The organism is Sphingomonas sp. Leaf34 (assembly GCF_001421805.1).
In the GTDB taxonomy this organism is placed as follows: Bacteria; Pseudomonadota; Alphaproteobacteria; order Sphingomonadales; family Sphingomonadaceae; genus Sphingomonas.
Window position 1 is genome coordinate 297,153 of record NZ_LMLC01000005.1, and the last position, 16,942, is coordinate 314,094.

At 66.4% G+C, this 16,942-nt stretch carries 13 protein-coding genes and 1 tRNA gene; 9 read left to right on the forward strand and 5 right to left on the reverse strand.

All coding sequences use genetic code 11. From position 1 onward, the window contains the following. Positions 1-8 precede the first annotated feature (8 nt). A complete protein-coding gene (locus tag ASF00_RS15775) occupies positions 9-224 on the forward strand; it encodes a hypothetical protein (RefSeq protein WP_055881450.1) in 216 nt (71 codons plus the stop codon). 36 nt (positions 225-260) lie between these two features. On the opposite strand, the gene ASF00_RS15780 is transcribed toward ASF00_RS15775, so the two are convergent. Then, positions 261-605 (reverse strand): hypothetical protein, encoded by a 345-nt coding sequence (locus tag ASF00_RS15780; RefSeq protein WP_055881454.1) that lies wholly within the window; start codon positions 603-605, stop codon positions 261-263. Positions 606-684: 79 nt separating this feature from the next. Further along, the gene (locus ASF00_RS15785; protein WP_055881458.1) at positions 685-1,944 is read right to left on the reverse strand and encodes a multidrug effflux MFS transporter; all 1,260 of its coding nucleotides are present in this window, start codon (positions 1,942-1,944) and stop codon (positions 685-687) included. A 136-nt stretch (positions 1,945-2,080) separates the two neighbouring features. Here ASF00_RS15785 and ASF00_RS15790 point away from each other — a divergent pair, with 136 nt between their 5' ends. From ASF00_RS15790 to ASF00_RS15805, 4 genes are all read left to right on the forward strand, one after another. Then, entirely contained in the window at positions 2,081-2,569 is a 489-nt protein-coding gene (locus tag ASF00_RS15790; RefSeq protein WP_055881461.1) for a hypothetical protein, read from the forward strand. A gap of 224 nt (positions 2,570-2,793) precedes the next feature. Further along, positions 2,794-3,750: an isopenicillin N synthase family dioxygenase gene (locus ASF00_RS15795; RefSeq protein ID WP_055881463.1), complete on the forward strand. Its 957-nt coding sequence runs from the start codon at positions 2,794-2,796 to the stop codon at positions 3,748-3,750. A 362-nt stretch (positions 3,751-4,112) separates the two neighbouring features. Further along, positions 4,113-6,887 carry a DNA polymerase I gene (gene polA, locus ASF00_RS15800; RefSeq protein ID WP_055881466.1) on the forward strand — a complete coding sequence of 925 codons (2,775 nt, stop codon included), beginning with the start codon at positions 4,113-4,115 and terminating at the stop codon, positions 6,885-6,887. A gap of 118 nt (positions 6,888-7,005) precedes the next feature. Then, a complete protein-coding gene (locus ASF00_RS15805; protein WP_055881469.1) occupies positions 7,006-8,520 on the forward strand; it encodes a lipopolysaccharide biosynthesis protein in 1,515 nt (504 codons plus the stop codon). Here ASF00_RS15805 and ASF00_RS15810 read toward each other — a convergent pair. Together ASF00_RS15810 and ASF00_RS15815 are read right to left on the reverse strand one after the other, a co-directional pair. Continuing rightward, positions 8,517-9,833, reverse strand: a complete 1,317-nt coding sequence (locus tag ASF00_RS15810) for an Nramp family divalent metal transporter (protein ID WP_055881472.1) — start codon at positions 9,831-9,833, stop codon at positions 8,517-8,519. The genes ASF00_RS15805 and ASF00_RS15810 overlap by 4 nt on opposite strands. A 185-nt stretch (positions 9,834-10,018) precedes the next feature. Further along, on the reverse strand, positions 10,019-10,642 hold the full coding sequence (locus ASF00_RS15815) for a DNA-3-methyladenine glycosylase family protein (RefSeq protein WP_055881474.1): 624 nt from the start codon (positions 10,640-10,642) through the stop codon (positions 10,019-10,021). Positions 10,643-10,702: 60 nt separating this feature from the next. On the opposite strand from ASF00_RS15815, the gene ASF00_RS15820 reads away from it, so the two are divergent. Next, the gene (locus ASF00_RS15820; RefSeq protein ID WP_055881476.1) at positions 10,703-11,020 is read left to right on the forward strand and encodes a 2Fe-2S iron-sulfur cluster-binding protein; all 318 of its coding nucleotides are present in this window, start codon (positions 10,703-10,705) and stop codon (positions 11,018-11,020) included. 159 nt (positions 11,021-11,179) lie between these two features. Here ASF00_RS15820 and rlmB read toward each other — a convergent pair whose 3' ends face one another. Further along, a complete protein-coding gene (rlmB, locus tag ASF00_RS15825; RefSeq protein ID WP_055881478.1) occupies positions 11,180-11,923 on the reverse strand; it encodes a 23S rRNA (guanosine(2251)-2'-O)-methyltransferase RlmB in 744 nt (247 codons plus the stop codon). A 150-nt stretch (positions 11,924-12,073) separates the two neighbouring features. Between rlmB and ASF00_RS15830 the strand changes: the two genes are divergently transcribed. The 3 genes from ASF00_RS15830 to glgB all read left to right on the forward strand — a co-directional run bounded on the left by ASF00_RS15830 (position 12,074) and on the right by glgB (position 16,909). Continuing rightward, a tRNA-Tyr gene (locus ASF00_RS15830) sits at positions 12,074-12,159 on the forward strand. Positions 12,160-12,323: 164 nt separating this feature from the next. Next, positions 12,324-14,750, forward strand: coding sequence for a glycogen/starch/alpha-glucan phosphorylase (locus tag ASF00_RS15835; protein ID WP_055881480.1), 2,427 nt, complete (start codon positions 12,324-12,326; stop codon positions 14,748-14,750). After that, the gene (gene glgB, locus ASF00_RS15840) at positions 14,747-16,909 is read left to right on the forward strand and encodes a 1,4-alpha-glucan branching protein GlgB (protein WP_055881483.1); all 2,163 of its coding nucleotides are present in this window, start codon (positions 14,747-14,749) and stop codon (positions 16,907-16,909) included. Before ASF00_RS15835 ends, glgB begins: the two co-directional genes overlap by 4 nt. The last annotated feature ends 33 nt before the right edge of the window (positions 16,910-16,942 follow it).

Sequence of the window (16,942 nt, forward strand, 5' to 3'; positions counted from 1 at the left end):
CAGCATCGATGGGGTTTTCCCGCCTGTTCCGCAGCCGCTGCCCCCCGTTCTGGTCGGCGGGGGCAGTGTGGACGGCGTATGACGTCGCCGCTGATGCACCGGAACCGGTCGCAACGAACGTGGTCTCGAGCGTTTCGGACAATGTGGTGGGGCAGTCGACCGACGCCGCCGGCACTGCATTCAACGCGGACGATCTGGCGATCCTGGCCAACGCCGTCGGGTGAGGGCGACGCGCCCGGTAACGGCGCGTCGCGGATCGTTCAGGGCCTTAGCGCGACGTCGTCGGCGTCCTTGAGATCCTCGTCCTCGTCGATGCTGCCGTCGTCGAGTTCGTCCTGGACATCGTCCTCGTCCATGTCGTCCTCATCCATCGTGACCGAGGAATCGGTCTCGCCGACCTCTTCGGAGTCCATCGCGGTCTCGTCGATCGCCTCGTCGTCGGTGTCGTTCTCGCCCAGGTCTGGGTCGAGGTCGGTCAGGATGACGCCGTCGCTCGGGCCGTTGCGCGTCGCCTCGAGGATCTCGGCGCGCTGGCTCTCGTCATAGCCTTCCTCGTCATAGCCGTCGTCGCCCGATCCGGCACTTGGCACCTGATGTCCGCCCATGGTCACACTCCCTCGTTCCAGGACGCCCGCACGGTGCGGGCCTACCCGATGCGAACGGTGGACGTGCGCGCTGGTTCCTTCAAGCGCGCGGCTGCACGGTGGATGCGGGCCGGAACAACCGCCCACGCTCGGTCACCAGAATGGCGACGAGCGCGGCGATCCCCGCGAACAGGAAGCCTGCGACCAGCGGCACGGTGGTACCGTCGAACGCCTGCCCGATCAGCGCCCCGAACACCGCACCAACAGTCACGCTCAGGAAGCCCTGCACGCTCGACGCGGTACCTGCGATCCGCCCCATATTCGCCATCGCCATCGCCGAGAAATTCGACGTCGCCAGCCCGAAACAGCCCAGCGTCAGCGCCTGGAAGACCGCGAAGCTGACCAATGTCTCGAAGCCGATTTCGATCGCGAACAGATGCACCAACGACACCAGGATCAGCACCGACAGCGCCCCATGGCTGATCAGCCGCGTCCCCAGCCGCATCACGATCCGCGCGTTGAGCAGGTTGCACGCCGCCATCGTCACCGACGTCGTCGCGAAGATCAGTGCGAGCAGCGTCGGCCGGTGGAACACGTCCGCCATGATCTGCTGGATCGAATTGAGATAGCCGTACAGCGCGCCCATCAGCGCGGTGGACGCGAGCGTGTAGCCAAGCGAATTGCGATCGGCGACCGTCTGGCGCCAGTCGCTCAGGATGCGTCTCGGCGTGATCGGCAGGACATTCTCGGGCGCGAGCGTCTCGGGCATCCGCAGATAGAACCAGACGAACACCCCCAGCGTCAGCACTGCGACCGTCCAGAAGATCGCGCGCCAGTCGCCGAACTGGAGCACCGTCCAGCCGAAGGTCGGCGCCAGGATCGGCACGATCATGAACACCATGAAGGCGATCGACATGACCCGCGCCATCGCCCGCCCGTGATAACAATCACGGACAAGCGCGATCGTCGCGACGCGCGCGGCGGCGATCACCGCCCCGCCGAACGCGCGAGCGGCGAGCAACAGCGTGAAGCTCCCTGCGGTCGCGCACGCGACGTTGGCGATGATGTACAGCACCAGCGACCAGAGCAGCACCGTCCGCCGTCCGAACCGATCCGCAAGCGGCCCGTGGACGAGCTGCGCGACGCCGAAGCCGATCACGAACGCAGTCACGACGAACTGCCGGCCGTTGTCCGACGCGACGCCGAGCGAGTCGCCGATCGCCGGCAGCGCGGGCAGCATCGAGTCGATCCCGAGCGCGGTCAGCGACATCAGCGAGGCGACGAGCGCGACGAACTCGACGAAGCCGATCGGCGCGCCACGCATCGACGGCGCGTCGGATTGGGGGTCCTGGGTCTGCATGATGCCAGCGCCTTACCCGCTCGGGCTGTCTTGCGAAACCCGTCAACCGGCGCAATCCGTACCGGCCGTGGCGGATTGCGCGATCGGGCCACACGCCCTACCTGTGTTGCGAACGCAACACACTCGGGAGACTGTCATGTTCCGCCCCCTTTTGCTCGCCACCGCCGGGATGCTCGCGCTGTCCGCCTGCGACCGCTCGAACGAACGCGCGTCGGTGTCGATCAACGCCGATGGCGGCAATGTGTTTGGCGCGATCAACGGCGAGACCGGTGAGATGAAGATCGACGTCCCCGGCTTCCAGGGCTCGGTGAAGCTGCCGAAGATCAAGATCGATACCGGCAATTTCGATCTCAACGGCGTGCACCTATATCCGGGGTCGTCGATCAGGACGCTCAACATCGTCGGCGACGATAAGACCGGCGGGCTCCGCGTCGCCTTCGCCAGTCCCGCCAACCCGGCGGTCGTGCGCGACTGGTTTGCAGAGCGGCTCGGCAAGGTTGGCTACCAGGTGCATGCCGAGGGTGCGAACCTGGTCGGCACGACTGATGAGAACAAACCCTTCCGGCTGGAATTTGCGCCCGACGGCGCGGACAAGGCGACAGGCACGATCGTCATCAGCGGCTAGTCCACAATCCTCCTCACCAGGGGAAGGTGGCTGGCGCTAGCCAGACGGAAGGGGGAGGCAAGGAAAATCGTCGTTGCGTGTCCCGCTTCGGTCACCTTCGGCGTCATTTCCCCCTAGCGGGGAGAACCGTTCGAAATGCGATAATGTCCCAGTCCTAATTCAGGCATTTGGCACCAAGCCTTTGCCCCCCTATATCGGACAGCCACCAATCCGGACACGCCCCCATGCTCGACACGCCAGCCGCCCAGGTCCCGACGCTTAGCCTCGCCACGCAGGACCCCGACCCCGATGGCTTCGCCGCCGCGTTCGGCGAGTCGTTCGAGCGATTCGGCTTTGCGATCGTTGCCGATCACGGCATCCCCGCCGACCTGATCGAGCGCGCCTGGGCCGAGACGAAACTCCTGTTCGACCTGCCCGAGGACGAAAAGCGCGGCTATCACATCGCCGGCGGCGGCGGTGCGCGCGGTTACACGCCGTTCAAGACCGAGATCGCCAAGGACGCCAAGGTCGTCGACCTCAAGGAATTCTGGCACGTCGGTCGCGAGCTGCCCGAGGGTCATCGCTATGCGGACACGATGGCGCCGAACGTCTGGCCGACGCGGCCCGAGGGCTTCAAGCCGGTCTTCCTCGAACTGTTCGCCGCGTTCGACCGCGCCGGCGACAAGCTGCTGTCGGCGATCGCGCGTCACCTGAAGCTGAAACCCGACTGGTTCGATCCCGCGGTCAAGGACGGCAACAGCATCCTGCGCCTCCTGCACTACCCGCCGATCCCCGCCGATGCGGAGGGTGTCCGCGCCGGCGCGCATGAGGATATCAACCTCATCACGCTGCTGCTTGGCGCCGAGGAAGCCGGGCTCGAACTACTCGACCGCGCGACCGGTCGCTGGCTGTCGATCAAGCCGCCCGAGGGCGCGATGGTCGTCAACGTCGGCGACATGCTCCAGCGGCTGACCAACAACGTGCTGCCCTCGACCACGCACCGCGTCGTCAACCCGCCGCCCGAGCGCCGCGGCCATTCGCGCTATTCGATGCCGTTCTTCCTGCATCCGGCGCCCGATTTCCTGATCGAAACGCTGCCGGGCACGATCACGCCGGACAACGCGAACCGCTACCCGACCTCAATCACCGCGCATGATTATCTGTACGAGCGGCTGGTCGAGATTGGGCTGATCAAGAAGTAACCCCTTGTTCCCCCGCGGAGGCGGGGGTCCAGGAGCCACATACGATACCGCCTGCGACTCCTGGATTCCCGCCTTCGCGGGAGAACAGCTTTCGGAGACCGTAGCGGCAAGCTACGCCGTGTTCCCCAAACTATGCCACCACCCCGGCGAAGGCTGGGGCCCAAATGGAAAGGTGGTCGTAATGACGCGCACCGCTTCGTTATTACCGTCCCCCGATTGGACCCCGGCCTCCGCCGGGGTGGTGCTCGGGGGAGGGCAGCGAGCGACGCCCCAAGAACCCCACCGCTTTTCCATCCGACTGATACCCAACAACCACGCTTCGCCCATTGGAGCCCGCCCCCGCATCCGCTAGACCGCGCGCGATGCCCCATCTCTATCTCGTCGACGGCTCCGGCTATATCTTCCGCGCCTATCACCGGCTGCCGCCGCTCACCAACAAGCATGGCGAGCCGGTCGGCGCGGTCTATGGCTATACCACCATGCTGTGGAAGCTCGCGGACGAGGTCCACGCCGCAGACGGCCCCACGCACATGGCGGTCATTCTCGACAAGTCGTCCAAGACCTTCCGCAACGATCTCTACGACAAGTACAAGGCGCAGCGTCCGCCGCCGCCCGAGGACCTAGTACCTCAGTTCCCGATGATCCGCGACGCCACACGCGCCTTCTCGCTGCCGTGCATCGAGACCGAGGGGCTCGAGGCCGACGACATCATCGCCTGTTATTCGAAGGCCGCGCTGGCGCAGGGCTGGTCGGTCACGATCGTCTCGTCGGACAAGGATCTGATGCAGCTGATCGAGCCCGGTCTCGACATGTACGACACGATGAACAACCGCCGGCTCGGCCCCGAGCATGTCGCGGAGAAGTTCTTCGGCATCACCCCGGCGCAGCTCGGCGACGTACTCGCGCTGATGGGCGACAGCGTCGACAACGTGCCGGGCGTCCCCGGCGTCGGCCCCAAGACCGCCGCCAAGCTGATCCTCGAGCATGGCGATCTCGAATCGGTGCTGGCGGCTGCCGACGGCATGAAGAAGAGCAAGCTGCGCGACAACCTGATCGAGCATGCCGAGATGGCGCGGCTGTCGAAGGTGCTCGTCTCGCTCAAATGCGACGTCGCGCTGCCCGAGCCGCTCGAGGATCTCGAGCTCAAGGGCATCCCCGACGCACCCTTGCGCGCGTTCCTCGAGCATCACGGCTTCAAGTCGCTGATCGCCAAATTGTCGGCGGTGGCCGAGGCGCCGGTCGCCGAGTCGCCCGTCGTGGCGGACATGGACGTGGACGAGCCCTGCAAGCACGACGACTATGAAACGGTGGTCGACGAAGCCGCGCTCGATCGCTGGATCACGATCGCGCGGCACCAGGGTTGGATCGCGATCGACACCGAGACGACCGGGATCGACGCGACGCGCGCGGATCTGGTCGGAATCAGCCTCGCGCTGCATCCGAACCTCGCCTGCTACGTACCTATCGCGCATGGCGGCACCGATTTGCTCGCGGAAAACCCGGTCCAGATCGACCGCGCGATCGTGCTGGCGAAGATGAAGCCGTTGCTGGAGGATCCGAGCATCCTGAAGATCGGCCACAATCTCAAATACGACATCATCGTCCTCGCCCGCGCCTATGCCGCCACCGGCGGCGTGACGATCGCGCCGTTCGACGACACGATCCTGATGAGCTTCGATCTCGACGCAGGGCTTCACGGCCACGGCATGGACGAGCTCGCCGCCACGCACCTCTCGCACACCTGCATCGCGTTCAAGGACGTGGTCGGCACCGGCAAGTCGCAGCGCAGTTTCAACGAAATCGACCTCAAGGCCGCGACCCACTACGCCGCCGAGGACGCGGACGTGACGCTGCGCCTGTGGCGCCGGTTCAAGCGCCGCCTGCCCGCCGAGGGTTCGACGCGCGTCTACGAGATGGTCGACCGCCCGCTCGTCCCCGTCATCGCGCAGATGGAGATGCACGGGATCAAGGTCGATGCCGCGAAGCTGTCGAAGCTCTCGACCGAGTTCGCCGCGCAGATGGCGAGCCTCGAAACCGAGATCCATGCGCTCGCGGGCGCGCCGTTCACGATCGGCAGCCCCAAGCAGCTTGGCGACGTGCTGTTCGAGAAGATGGGGATCAAGGGTGGCCGCAAGGGCAAGTCGGGCGTCTATTCGACCGACGTCACCGAACTCGAGCGGATCGCCGCCGACAAGGATTCGCCCGGCGCGGTGATCGCGCGGAAGGTACTCGACTGGCGTCAGCTGTCGAAGCTGAAATCGACCTATACCGATGCGTTGCAGGCGCAGATCAACCCGGCGACGGGCCGCGTCCACACGTCCTACTCGCTGACCGGCGCGCAGACCGGGCGGCTGTCGTCGACCGATCCCAACCTGCAGAACATCCCGATCCGCACCGAGATCGGCCGCCAGATCCGCGACGCGTTCGTCGCCGAGCCCGGCAACGTCATCCTTGCCGCCGATTACTCGCAGATCGAGCTGCGGCTGGCCGCGCACATGGCCAACGTCCCCGCGCTGAAGCAGGCGTTCGCGAACGGCGACGACATCCACAGCCTCACCGCGCAGGAGCTGTTCGGCGAGGTCAACCGCGACACGCGCGGCCGCGCCAAGACGATCAACTTCGCGATCCTCTACGGCATCTCGCGCTGGGGTCTCGCCGGTCGGCTCGACGTGAGCGCGGACGATGCGCAGGCGATGATCGACCGCTATTTCGATCGCTTCCCCGGCATCTCCAGCTACATCGTCGACACCACCGAGAGCGTCCGCGCGACCGGCTTCACGACGACGCTGTTCGGGCGGAAAACGCATTTCCCGCGGATCCGCTCGAAGATCCAGCACGAACGCCAGGGCGCCGAGCGCGCCGCGATCAACGCGCCGATCCAGGGGACGAGCGCGGACATCATCAAGCGCGCGATGGTCCGCATGGGCCCCGCGCTGCTCGAGGCCGGGCTGCCCAACGTGCGCATGCTGCTCCAGGTCCACGACGAACTCGTGTTCGAACTGCCCGAGGGCGACGTCGAGGCGGCCAAGCCTGTGATCGAACGCGTCATGGCCAACGCTGCGACGCCGGCGGTGACGCTCGACGTGCCCTTGGGTATCGAAATCGGCACCGGTCTAAGCTGGGGCGCGGCACATTGAACGTGCAGGGCGGCAGCCGGCCGCGCCCGGCTGACTCGCACAAGCGCGGCCGGCGGAGCGCTTGCTCCGACCGACGACGCGGCTTTGCCGGGGCGCGCCGCACCAACGGCGCCCGCCCGTGACCGAATCCACGCAAGATATCGACACGCTCGCCAAGGGCGGTCGGACCAACATCGCCGGCTTCGTCCTCCGCCTCGCCGCGCGCATCCCCTTCCTGTTCATCGCCGGCCGCATCTACGGCCCTGACCTGGTCGGCCGCTTCGCGATCGCGGTCGTGGTGGTCGAACTCGCCGCGTTGCTGGCCACGCTCGGCCTCAAGCGCGGGCTCGCGCAGGCGCTCAGCAGCGCGGACCGACCGCACGCCAATGTCGTGTGGGATGCGATGGCAGTCGCGTTCATCGCCTCGCTCATCGCCAGCGCGGTCCTCTGCACCTTCCCGCAGATCATGTATCCCAACAGCGCGATCACCGGGCTCGACCGGTTCCTGCCGCTGATCATCGTCGCGATCGCCTGGTCCGACGTCAGCCTCGCCGCGCTCGCCTACCGCCTCAACGTCAAGGCCGCGGTCACCGCGCGCGCGGTGGTCGAGCCATGGACGATCTCGATCGCCGCCTGGGCCTTCTCCTACTTCACGATCCGGGACGGCCTGGTGCTCAGCTATGTCGCGTCGATGACCGCGGCGCTGATCGCCAGCCTCGTGCCGTTCCTGCGCAGCTACGGCGTGCCGCGCGGCTGGTCGCCGCACCTGCGCCCGCTCTACGCGCTCGCCCGCGCCAACGTGCCGCTTGCCGGCGCCGACATCCTCGAATGGGGCAGCCGCAACGTCGACCGCTTCATCCTCGGCGTGATGTTCGAGCCGAAGGTCGTCGGCATCTATTACATGGCGCAGCAGGTCGCATCCCTGCCGCAGAAGCTGAAGACCAGCTTCGACCCGATCCTCGGCCCCGTCATCACGCATAGCCTCGCGATCAACGACCGCGCCGCGATCGCCAACCAGGTTCGCCAGGTCGCGTTCTGGATCATGGCCGCGCAAGGTGGTCTCGCGCTGATGGGCTCGATCCCCGGCGAGGCGGTGATGGGCGTGGTCGGCCCGCAATTCGTCGCGGGCACCGCCGCGCTCGCGTTCCTGCTGACGGCCGAATTCCTTGCCTCGACCGGTGCGGTCTGCGAATCGGCGCTCGTCTATATCGCGCGCCACCGCAACTTGATGATCTCGGCGGCGATGCTCGCCTTCCAGATTGGGCTGAGCTTTGCGCTGATCTTCGTCATCCGTCGCCTCGGCTATCCGGTCAACTACCAGGCGGCGGGGCCGGCGATCGCGCTGATGCTGTCGGTGGCGCTGACGTCGATCATCAAGTCCAAGCTGCTCGGCCGCCTGCTGGGCGCAAACGTGTCGCCGTGGCGCTGGCCGCTGGTCTGGGCCGCGCTCGCCGCGATCGTCGTCGGGGCCGGGTTCACGGCGCTCCCCAAGCGCTACGAATGGGTCGAACTGGCCGTCGGCGAGCCCGCGATCGCCGCGACCTATCTCTACATCCTGTGGAAATACGCGTTCGGGCCGGCAGATCGCGCCCTGTTCGCCAAGAAGCCCGCCAAGGACGCCAGCCTCCCCAACGCCGGTGCGCCCGTCGCCTAGAGCATCCCAACCAACAGCGTGGCGTTCAGCCCGATGATCACCGCGGCGATTCCCCAGGCGAGGATCTTCAGCCAGGCCGGGCTGACCAGATCGCCCATGATCGTACGGTCGCCGGTGAACTTGACGAGCGGCACGACCGCGAACGGCAGCTGCAGGCTGAGCACGACCTGGCTCAGCACCAGCAGCTTCGTCGCGCCCGAATCGCCCGTCGCGCCGATCACGAACACCGCAGGGACGATCGCGAGCAGCCGGGTCACCAGCCGCCGCGCCCAGACGGGCATGCGCAGGTTGAGGAAACCCTCCATCACGATCTGCCCGGCAAGCGTGCCCGTCACCGTCGAATTCTGCCCCGAGGCCAGCAGCGCGACCGCGAACAGGACGCTCGCGGCGCCCATGCCGAGCATCGGCGCGAGCAGTTCATACGCCTGATCGATCTCCGCGACGTCGGTGCGCCCCGCGACATGGAAGGTCGCCGCCGCCAGGATCAGGATCGCGGCGTTGATGAAGAAGGCGAGGCCCAGCGCGACCGTGCCGTCGATCGTCGCCATCGTGATCGCGTCGCGCTTGCCCGCCTCGTCCCGCGCGAAGGCGCGCGTCTGGACGATCGACGAGTGGAGGTAGAGATTGTGCGGCATCACGGTCGCCCCGAGGATGCCGATCGCGATGTAGAGCATCGCCGGGTTGGTGACGATCTGCGTCGTCGGCACCAGACCGCCGAGCACGCCCGCCATGTCGGGTCGCGCGAGGAACAGTTCGAACATGAAGCAGCCGGCGATGATGACCAGCAGCGCGACGACGAACGCCTCGAGCTTGCGGAACCCGAAGCGTTGCAGCGCGAGGATCAGGAATACGTCAAGCACGGTGATCGCGACGCCGTAGAGGAGCGGAAACCCGAACAGCAGCTTCAGCGCGATCGCGGTGCCGAGCACTTCGGCCAGATCGCAGGCGATGATCGCGATTTCGCAGAAGAACCAGAGCGCGAACGAAACCGGCTTCGAATAGTGCGCGCGGCAGGCCTGGGCGAGATCGAGCCCGGCAACGATCCCGAGCCGCGCGGACAGCGCCTGCAGCACCATCGCCATCAGGTTCGACAGCAGCACGACCGACAGCAAAGTATAGCCGAACGCCGACCCGCCGGCGATGTCGGTCGCCCAGTTGCCGGGGTCCATATAGCCGACCGCGACCATGTATCCCGGCCCGACGAACGCGAACAGCCGCCGCCAGAATGACGCGCCCTCGGGGATGGCGATGGTCCGATGACTCTCGGCGAGCGAGTTGGCGAAGTCCGAGGCGGGAAGATTGGGCGCTGACATCGGACGCTGCTTTGCCGGAGGGGGCGAGCGGGAACAAGCGCTTGCGTCCGGGCGGCGCGTCAAAGTCGCCACCTCCCCGTCCGTCACCCCAGCGAAAGCTGGGGTATCCCCGTTGGCGGGCGTCACGGCTTAAACGGGAAGATCCCAGCGTTCGCTGGGATGACGGGCGGTGGGGAATCCTCCCCTCAGATCACCTTCATGTCCGCCTGGTAATGATGCCAGGCGAAGATCGCCGCCGCGCCGCGGTGCGGGCGCCACGCCTCCGCCACTTCGCGCGTCAGCTTCTCGCTCGGGCGAGTCTCGTGGCCGAGGATCCGGCCGACCTCGATCTGGATCGCCAGGTCGCCCGCCGGCCAGATGTCGGTCCGCCCTTCCGCGAACAGCAAATAGATCTCCGCCGACCAGCGGCCGATCCCTTTCACGCGGACCAGCGCGGCGATCGCCTCCTCGTCGTCCTCGGGCAGGTTGGCGAGATCGAGCCGGCCGCTCGTCACCTCGTCGGCGAGGCTGCGCGCATAGCCGAGTTTCTGCCGCGACAATCCGGCGCTGCGCAGCGTCTCGTCGCTGGCGGCGGCGATCTTTGCGGGGTCGCCCGCGCCGCCGACCACGGTATCGAGCTTGGTCCACACCGCCTGCGCCGAGGCGACGCTCACCTGCTGGCCGACGATGGTGCGCAGCAACGTCGCAAAGCCGCGCTCGCTGATCCGCGGCGCCGGGTGCCCGGCATTGCCGACCGCCACCGCAAAGGCGGGCTCGATCTCGCACAAGGCCGCCATCGCGGTTTTGAGCTGGTCCGCGTTCAGGCCCATGATGCTTGATCCCGGCGCCACGCAACGGCATGAACGAAGTCAGATTTTTCGGAGAATGACATGCCCAAGCTTATCGTCGTGACGCGCGAAGGGGAAGAACGCGAGATCATGGGCGAAGCGGGGCTTTCGGTGATGGAAGTCATTCGCGACGCTGGCATCGACGAGATCCTGGCGCTGTGCGGCGGCTGCTGCTCGTGCGCCACCTGCCACGTCCATGTCGACCCGGCGTTTGCGGCCAAACTGAAGCCGATGGGGCCGGACGAGGACGACCTGCTCGATTCGACCAGCGACCGCGATGCGGGATCGCGCCTCTCGTGCCAGATCGAACTCACCGACGCGCTGGACGGACTGAAGGTCCGCATCGCCGCGGAGGACTGACTGTCCCTCGCCCCTCCGGGGAGAGGGAGGGAGGAGCCGAAGGCGACGGAAGGGAGAGGGGCGTTGGGACGAACCGTCCCGAGCCTCAAACCCCTCACCCTTCCCCCCGCAAGCGCGGCGGGGCCCTTCCCTCTCCCCGGCGGGGAAAGGGGTCTAAACTCACCGCGTCGTGACCGCGTAGAGCGCGATCGCCGCGGCGTTCGAGACGTTCAGGCTCTCGACCTTTTCCGAGATCGGCAACTTGGCGAGCTCGTCGCAATGCTGCTCGGTATTCTGCCGCATGCCCTCGCCCTCGGCGCCGAGCACGATCGCGATGCGCTGCGTGCCCATCGCCTCGCCCAGCGTCTGCGTCGCGTGGCCGGTCAGCCCGATCCGCCAGAAGCCGGCGGCCGCAATCTCCTCGAGCGCGCGTGCCAGATTGACGACGCGGATCCACGGCACGCTCTCAAGCGCGCCCGATGCGGCGCGCGCGATCGTGCCCGATTCGGGTGGTGCGTTGCGATCGGGGGTCACGATGCCCAGCGCATCGAACGCCGCCGCCGAGCGCAGGATCGCGCCGACATTGTGTGGATCGGTCACGCCGTCGAGGATCACCAGCGGGCGATTATCGTCCTTGCCGTGCTCGAGCAGGTCGGCGAGCCACATGTCCTCGAGCGGCTCGACCTCGATCACCACGCCCTGATGCGGCGCATCGCCGGGCACCAGCCGCGCCAGATCGGCTGCTTCGGCATAGGTCACGGGGACGTCGGCGGGCAGATCGAACCCGGCCAGCGCCTCGCGCGTGCCGAGGATCTTGCGCACCGTGCGCTCCGGATTGTTCAGTGCGGCGCCAACCGCGTGCTTGCCCCAGAAGCGGGGGCGGCCTGCCGGCGCCTTGCTCGGCCTGTGTCCCTTGCGTGCCATATTCGCTCTCGATCGTGTCTGTGTATGCGGCGTCCTTGTCGGCATTCTCCCCGCGCGGCAACAGCGAAGCGCGAAACTTCGCAAAACCTGCGTTGACACACAGGGCGCGCTTCGCCATTGAGCCGCCTCGCTTTGATAAGCGGCCCATCTGGACAGGTGGCCGAGTGGTTAAAGGCAGCAGACTGTAAATCTGCCCGTGCAAGCGTACGCTGGTTCGAATCCAGCCCTGTCCACCACTACCCTCGGGTAGTGTCTACCCAGACCCCGTCGACCGGCCTTGCACGCGGTCGACGTCTCCCCCCCCCCCGATACCGATTATCTTCCAAGCGGCGTCGAGCGCGCGTGACAACGCCGCGCGGCGAGCTACGATCAGCGCGACCGTAATCAAGCCGGAAGCCGCGTGACCTCAGACATCGCCGTACAGCAGCCCACCCAGGATCTTGCCGATTCGATCCTCGACACGCTCGTGCACCGGATCGGCAAGGACGCGCAGGCGGCGCTCCCGCACGACTGGCTTGCGGCGACGATCCTGACGGTGCGCAACGACATCGTCGAACGCTGGATGGCGTCGACCAAGGCGGCGCATGCGGCGGGCGCCAAGCGCGTCTATTATCTCAGCCTCGAATTCCTCATCGGCCGCCTGCTGCGCGACGCGGTGACGAACCTGCAGCGCAGCCGCGAAGTGACGCGCGCGCTCGCACTGCACGGCGTCGACCTCGCCGCGCTCGAGGAGATCGAGCCCGATGCGGCGCTCGGCAATGGCGGGCTCGGGCGGCTCGCGGCGTGCTTTATGGAAAGCATGGCGAGCCTTGCGCTCCCCGCCTACGGCTATGGTATCCGCTATGTGAACGGGATGTTCCGCCAGCGGATCGACGATGGCTGGCAGGTCGAGATGCCCGAAAGCTGGCTCGCGCACGGCAATCCCTGGGAATTCGAACGCCGCGAGAGCGCCTATTTCATCGGCTTCGGAGGCGAGGTGACCGCGACCGACAGCGGCCACATCCACTGGAGCCCGGCCGAAGCGGTCGAGGCGATGGCGGTCGATACCCCCGTCGTCGGCTGGCGCGGCAAACACGTCAACACGCTGCGGCTGTGGACCGCGCGCGCGTTCGATCCGATCAAGCTCGACCGGTTCAACGCGGGCGACTTCACCGGCGCGCTCGCCGATCAGATGCGCGCCGAGACGCTCACGCGCGTGCTCTATCCCAATGATTCGACCGCCGCGGGGCAGGAACTGCGGCTGCGGCAGGAATATTTCTTCTCGTCCGCCTCGATCCAGGACATCGTCCGCCGCCACATCCAGTATTTCGGCGACATCCGCACGCTGCCCGACAAGGCCGCGATCCAGCTGAACGACACGCACCCCGCGGTCTCGGTCGCCGAGCTGATGCGGCTGCTGATCGATCACCACGAATTCGCGTTCGACGAGGCGTGGAAGATCACGCGCGCCACCTTCGGCTACACCAACCACACATTGCTGCCCGAGGCGCTGGAGAGCTGGCCGCTGCCGCTGTTCGAGCGCCTGCTGCCGCGGCACATGCAGATCGTTTATGCGATCAACGCTAGACTGCTGCGTGAAGCGCGCGGCGTGGACGGCATCGACGACCGCGCGATCGCCGCGATCAGCCTGATCGACGAGGGCGGCGAGCGGCGCGTGCGGATGGCGAACCTCGCCTTTGCCGGATCGCATAGCGTCAACGGCGTTGCAGCGCTCCATACGCAGTTGATGAAAAAGACGGTCTTCGCCGATCTCCACCGCCTCTATCCGACGCGAATCAACAACAAGACCAACGGGATAACCCCGCGCCGCTGGCTCCAGCAGTGCAACCCCGGCCTCACGGCGCTGATCCGCGACGCGATCGGTGACGGCTTTCTCGACGATGCCGAACGGCTGATCGATCTTGATGTTTTTGCCGACGATGCAGCGTTCAGGGAGCGGTTTTGGGCGGTGAAGCGTTCGAACAAGGTGGCACTGGCAAATCAGATCAAGGACAGCATGGGGCTACGCATCGACCCCGACGCGCTGTTCGACGTGCAGATCAAGCGCATCCACGAGTATAAGCGCCAGCTGCTCAACATCATCGAGACGGTCGCGCTCTATGACCAGATCCGCAGCCATCCCGAACGCGACTGGACGCCCCGCGTAAAGCTGTTCGCGGGCAAGGCGGCGTCGAGCTATCACAATGCGAAATTGGTCATCAAACTGGCGAACGACGTTGCGCGTCGGATCAATGCGGACCCGTCGGTCGGCGGGCTTCTGAAGGTCGCGTTCCTGCCCAATTACAATGTGTCGCTGGCGGAGAAGATCATCCCCGCCGCCGATCTCAGCGAACAGATCTCGACCGCGGGGCTCGAGGCGTCGGGCACCGGCAACATGAAGTTCGCGATGAACGGCGCGCTGACGATCGGCACGCTCGACGGCGCGAATATCGAGATCAAGGACCGGGTCGGCGACGACAACATCTTCATCTTCGGCATGACCGCGGACGAGGTCGAGGCGAAGCGCGCGTCGGGCTATGATCCCCGCCGCGTGATCGACGGGTCGAACGAGTTGCGCCAGGCGGTATCGGCGATCGCCTCGGGCGTGTTCTCGCCCGACGATCGCCAGCGTTATGCCGGGCTGATGGGCGGGCTGTACGAAGGCGACTGGTTCATGCTCGCCGCCGATTTCGACAGCTATGCCACCGCGCAGCGTAGCGTCGACACGCGCTGGAACGATCGCGACGCGTGGGTCGCCTCGACCGTGCGCAACGTCGCACGCGTCGGCTGGTTCTCGTCCGACCGCACGATCCGCGAATATGCGCGCGATATCTGGACGGTGATGTGAAGCCACCCGAAGGCGCCATCGTTGCCCTGATCGAGGGGCGTCACGACGATCCCTTCTCGTTGCTCGGCGTGCATGCCGGACCCGGGGGCACGTTCGCGCGCGCCTGGTTGCCGGGCGCGGCAACCGCGGAGGCGCATGCGCTCGACGGCACGACGCTCGGCACGCTCCCCCTGATCGACGATCGCGGGCTGTTCGAGGGGCCGATCAACGGCGATCCGCAGCCGGTGAAATATCATGCCGAGGGTGGCGGTGCAGACTGGTGGGTGACCGACCCGTACAGCTTCGGCCCCGTGCTCGGCCCCGTCGACGACGTGCTGATGGCCGAAGGCACGCACCACCGCCTCCACGACAAGATGGGCGCGCACCTGATCGAGCATGAGGGCGCGCACGGTGTCCATTTTGCGCTCTGGGCGCCCAATGCGCAGCGCGTCTCGGTGGTCGGCGACTTCAACGACTGGGACGGTCGCCGCCATACGATGCGCAAACGCGGCGACGTCGGCGTGTGGGAGATCTTCATCCCCGACATCGCCGAGTATCGCGCGTACAAATACGAGATCGTCGGCCCCGATGGCCAGCTCCAGCCGCTGAAGGCCGATCCGTTCGCCTTTGCCAGCGAACTGCGCCCCGCGACCGCGTCGATCACGCGGACGCTGGCGCACGAATGGGCGGATACCAGCCACCGCGCGCACTGGGCCTCGGTCGATCCGCGCCGCGTGCCGATCAGCATCTACGAGGTGCATGCGGGATCCTGGGACCGCGACGCCGAGGGCTGGTTCCTGACCTGGGATACGCTCGCCGACCGGTTGATTCCGTATGTGGTCGAGATGGGCTTCACGCACATCGAGTTCATGCCGATCAGCGAACATCCCTATGATCCGAGCTGGGGCTATCAGACCACCGGGCTCTACGCGCCGTCTGCACGGTTCGGCGATGTCGAGGGATTTGCGCGGTTCGTCGACGGCGCGCATCTGGCCGGGATCGGCGTGCTGCTCGACTGGGTGCCTGCGCATTTCCCGACCGACGCGTTCGGGCTCGCGCATTTCGACGGCACCGCGCTCTACGAACATGAGGACCCGCGGCTCGGCTACCACCCCGACTGGAACACCGCGATCTATAATTTCGGGCGACGCGAGGTGTCGTCCTTCCTCGTCAACAACGCGCTGTTCTGGGCCGAGCGCTATCATATCGACGGGATTCGCGTGGATGCGGTCGCGTCTATGCTGTACCGCGATTATTCGCGCGAGGCGGGCGAATGGATCCCCAACGAGCAAGGCGGCCGCGAGAATTGGGAAGCTGTCGCGTTCCTGCGCGCCATGAACCGCGCGGTGCACGCACAACACCCCGGCATCTTCACGATCGCCGAGGAATCGACTTCGTGGCCGGGCGTCTCCGCCCCCGTCGGCGACGACGGCAAGAGCGGTGGCCTGGGCTTCGGGTTCAAGTGGAACATGGGCTTCATGCACGACACGCTCCAGTACATGGCGCGCGATCCGCTGCACCGGAAACATCACCATGGCGAGATCAATTTTGGCTTGGTCTATGCGTTCAGCGAGAATTTCGTCCTGCCGCTGAGCCACGACGAAGTGGTCCACGGCAAGGGGTCGCTGCTGACCAAGATGCCCGGCGACGACTGGCAGCAATTCGCCAACCTGCGCGCCTATTACGCGTTCATGTGGGGCTATCCGGGCAAGAAATTGCTCTTCATGGGGCAGGAATTCGCGCAGCGCCGCGAATGGTCCGAAGGCCGTGCGCTTGATTGGGATCTGCGCAATGCGCGCAGCCATGAGGGTATTCGCAATCTCGTCCGAGACCTGAACGCGGTCTATCGCGAGAAGCCCGCGCTCCACGCCCGAGACTGCGAGAGCGAGGGCTTCGAATGGCTGATCGCCGACGATGCCGCCAATTCGGTCTTTGCGTGGCTGCGCAAGGCACCGGGCGCGAAGCCGGTCGCGATCATCGCCAACATGACGCCGATCGCGCGTGCACCCTATCGCATCCCGCTCCCGCTCGACGGCCGCTGGTGCGAGATCATCAACAGCGACGCGCATGAATATTGGGGCAGCGGGCTCGGCAATCTCGGCGGCGTCGTTGCCGAGAAAGGTGCTGCCTGGGTCACGTTGCCGCCGCTCGCGACGATCATGCTGGAATATGAAGGCTGATCGAGTTCGAAGACCGATCCGGCGCAATGACGG

Coding starts and splice junctions, on each gene's coding strand:
- ASF00_RS15775 (WP_055881450.1), top strand. CDS start 9: ATGGGGTTTTCCCGCCTGTTCCGCAGCCGCTGCCCCCCGTTCTGGTCG.
- ASF00_RS15780 (WP_055881454.1), bottom strand. CDS start 605: ATGGGCGGACATCAGGTGCCAAGTGCCGGATCGGGCGACGACGGCTAT.
- ASF00_RS15785 (WP_055881458.1), bottom strand. CDS start 1,944: ATGCAGACCCAGGACCCCCAATCCGACGCGCCGTCGATGCGTGGCGCG.
- ASF00_RS15790 (WP_055881461.1), top strand. CDS start 2,081: ATGTTCCGCCCCCTTTTGCTCGCCACCGCCGGGATGCTCGCGCTGTCC.
- ASF00_RS15795 (WP_055881463.1), top strand. CDS start 2,794: ATGCTCGACACGCCAGCCGCCCAGGTCCCGACGCTTAGCCTCGCCACG.
- polA (WP_055881466.1), top strand. CDS start 4,113: ATGCCCCATCTCTATCTCGTCGACGGCTCCGGCTATATCTTCCGCGCC.
- ASF00_RS15810 (WP_055881472.1), bottom strand. CDS start 9,833: ATGTCAGCGCCCAATCTTCCCGCCTCGGACTTCGCCAACTCGCTCGCC.
- ASF00_RS15815 (WP_055881474.1), bottom strand. CDS start 10,642: ATGGGCCTGAACGCGGACCAGCTCAAAACCGCGATGGCGGCCTTGTGC.
- ASF00_RS15820 (WP_055881476.1), top strand. CDS start 10,703: ATGCCCAAGCTTATCGTCGTGACGCGCGAAGGGGAAGAACGCGAGATC.
- rlmB (WP_055881478.1), bottom strand. CDS start 11,923: ATGGCACGCAAGGGACACAGGCCGAGCAAGGCGCCGGCAGGCCGCCCC.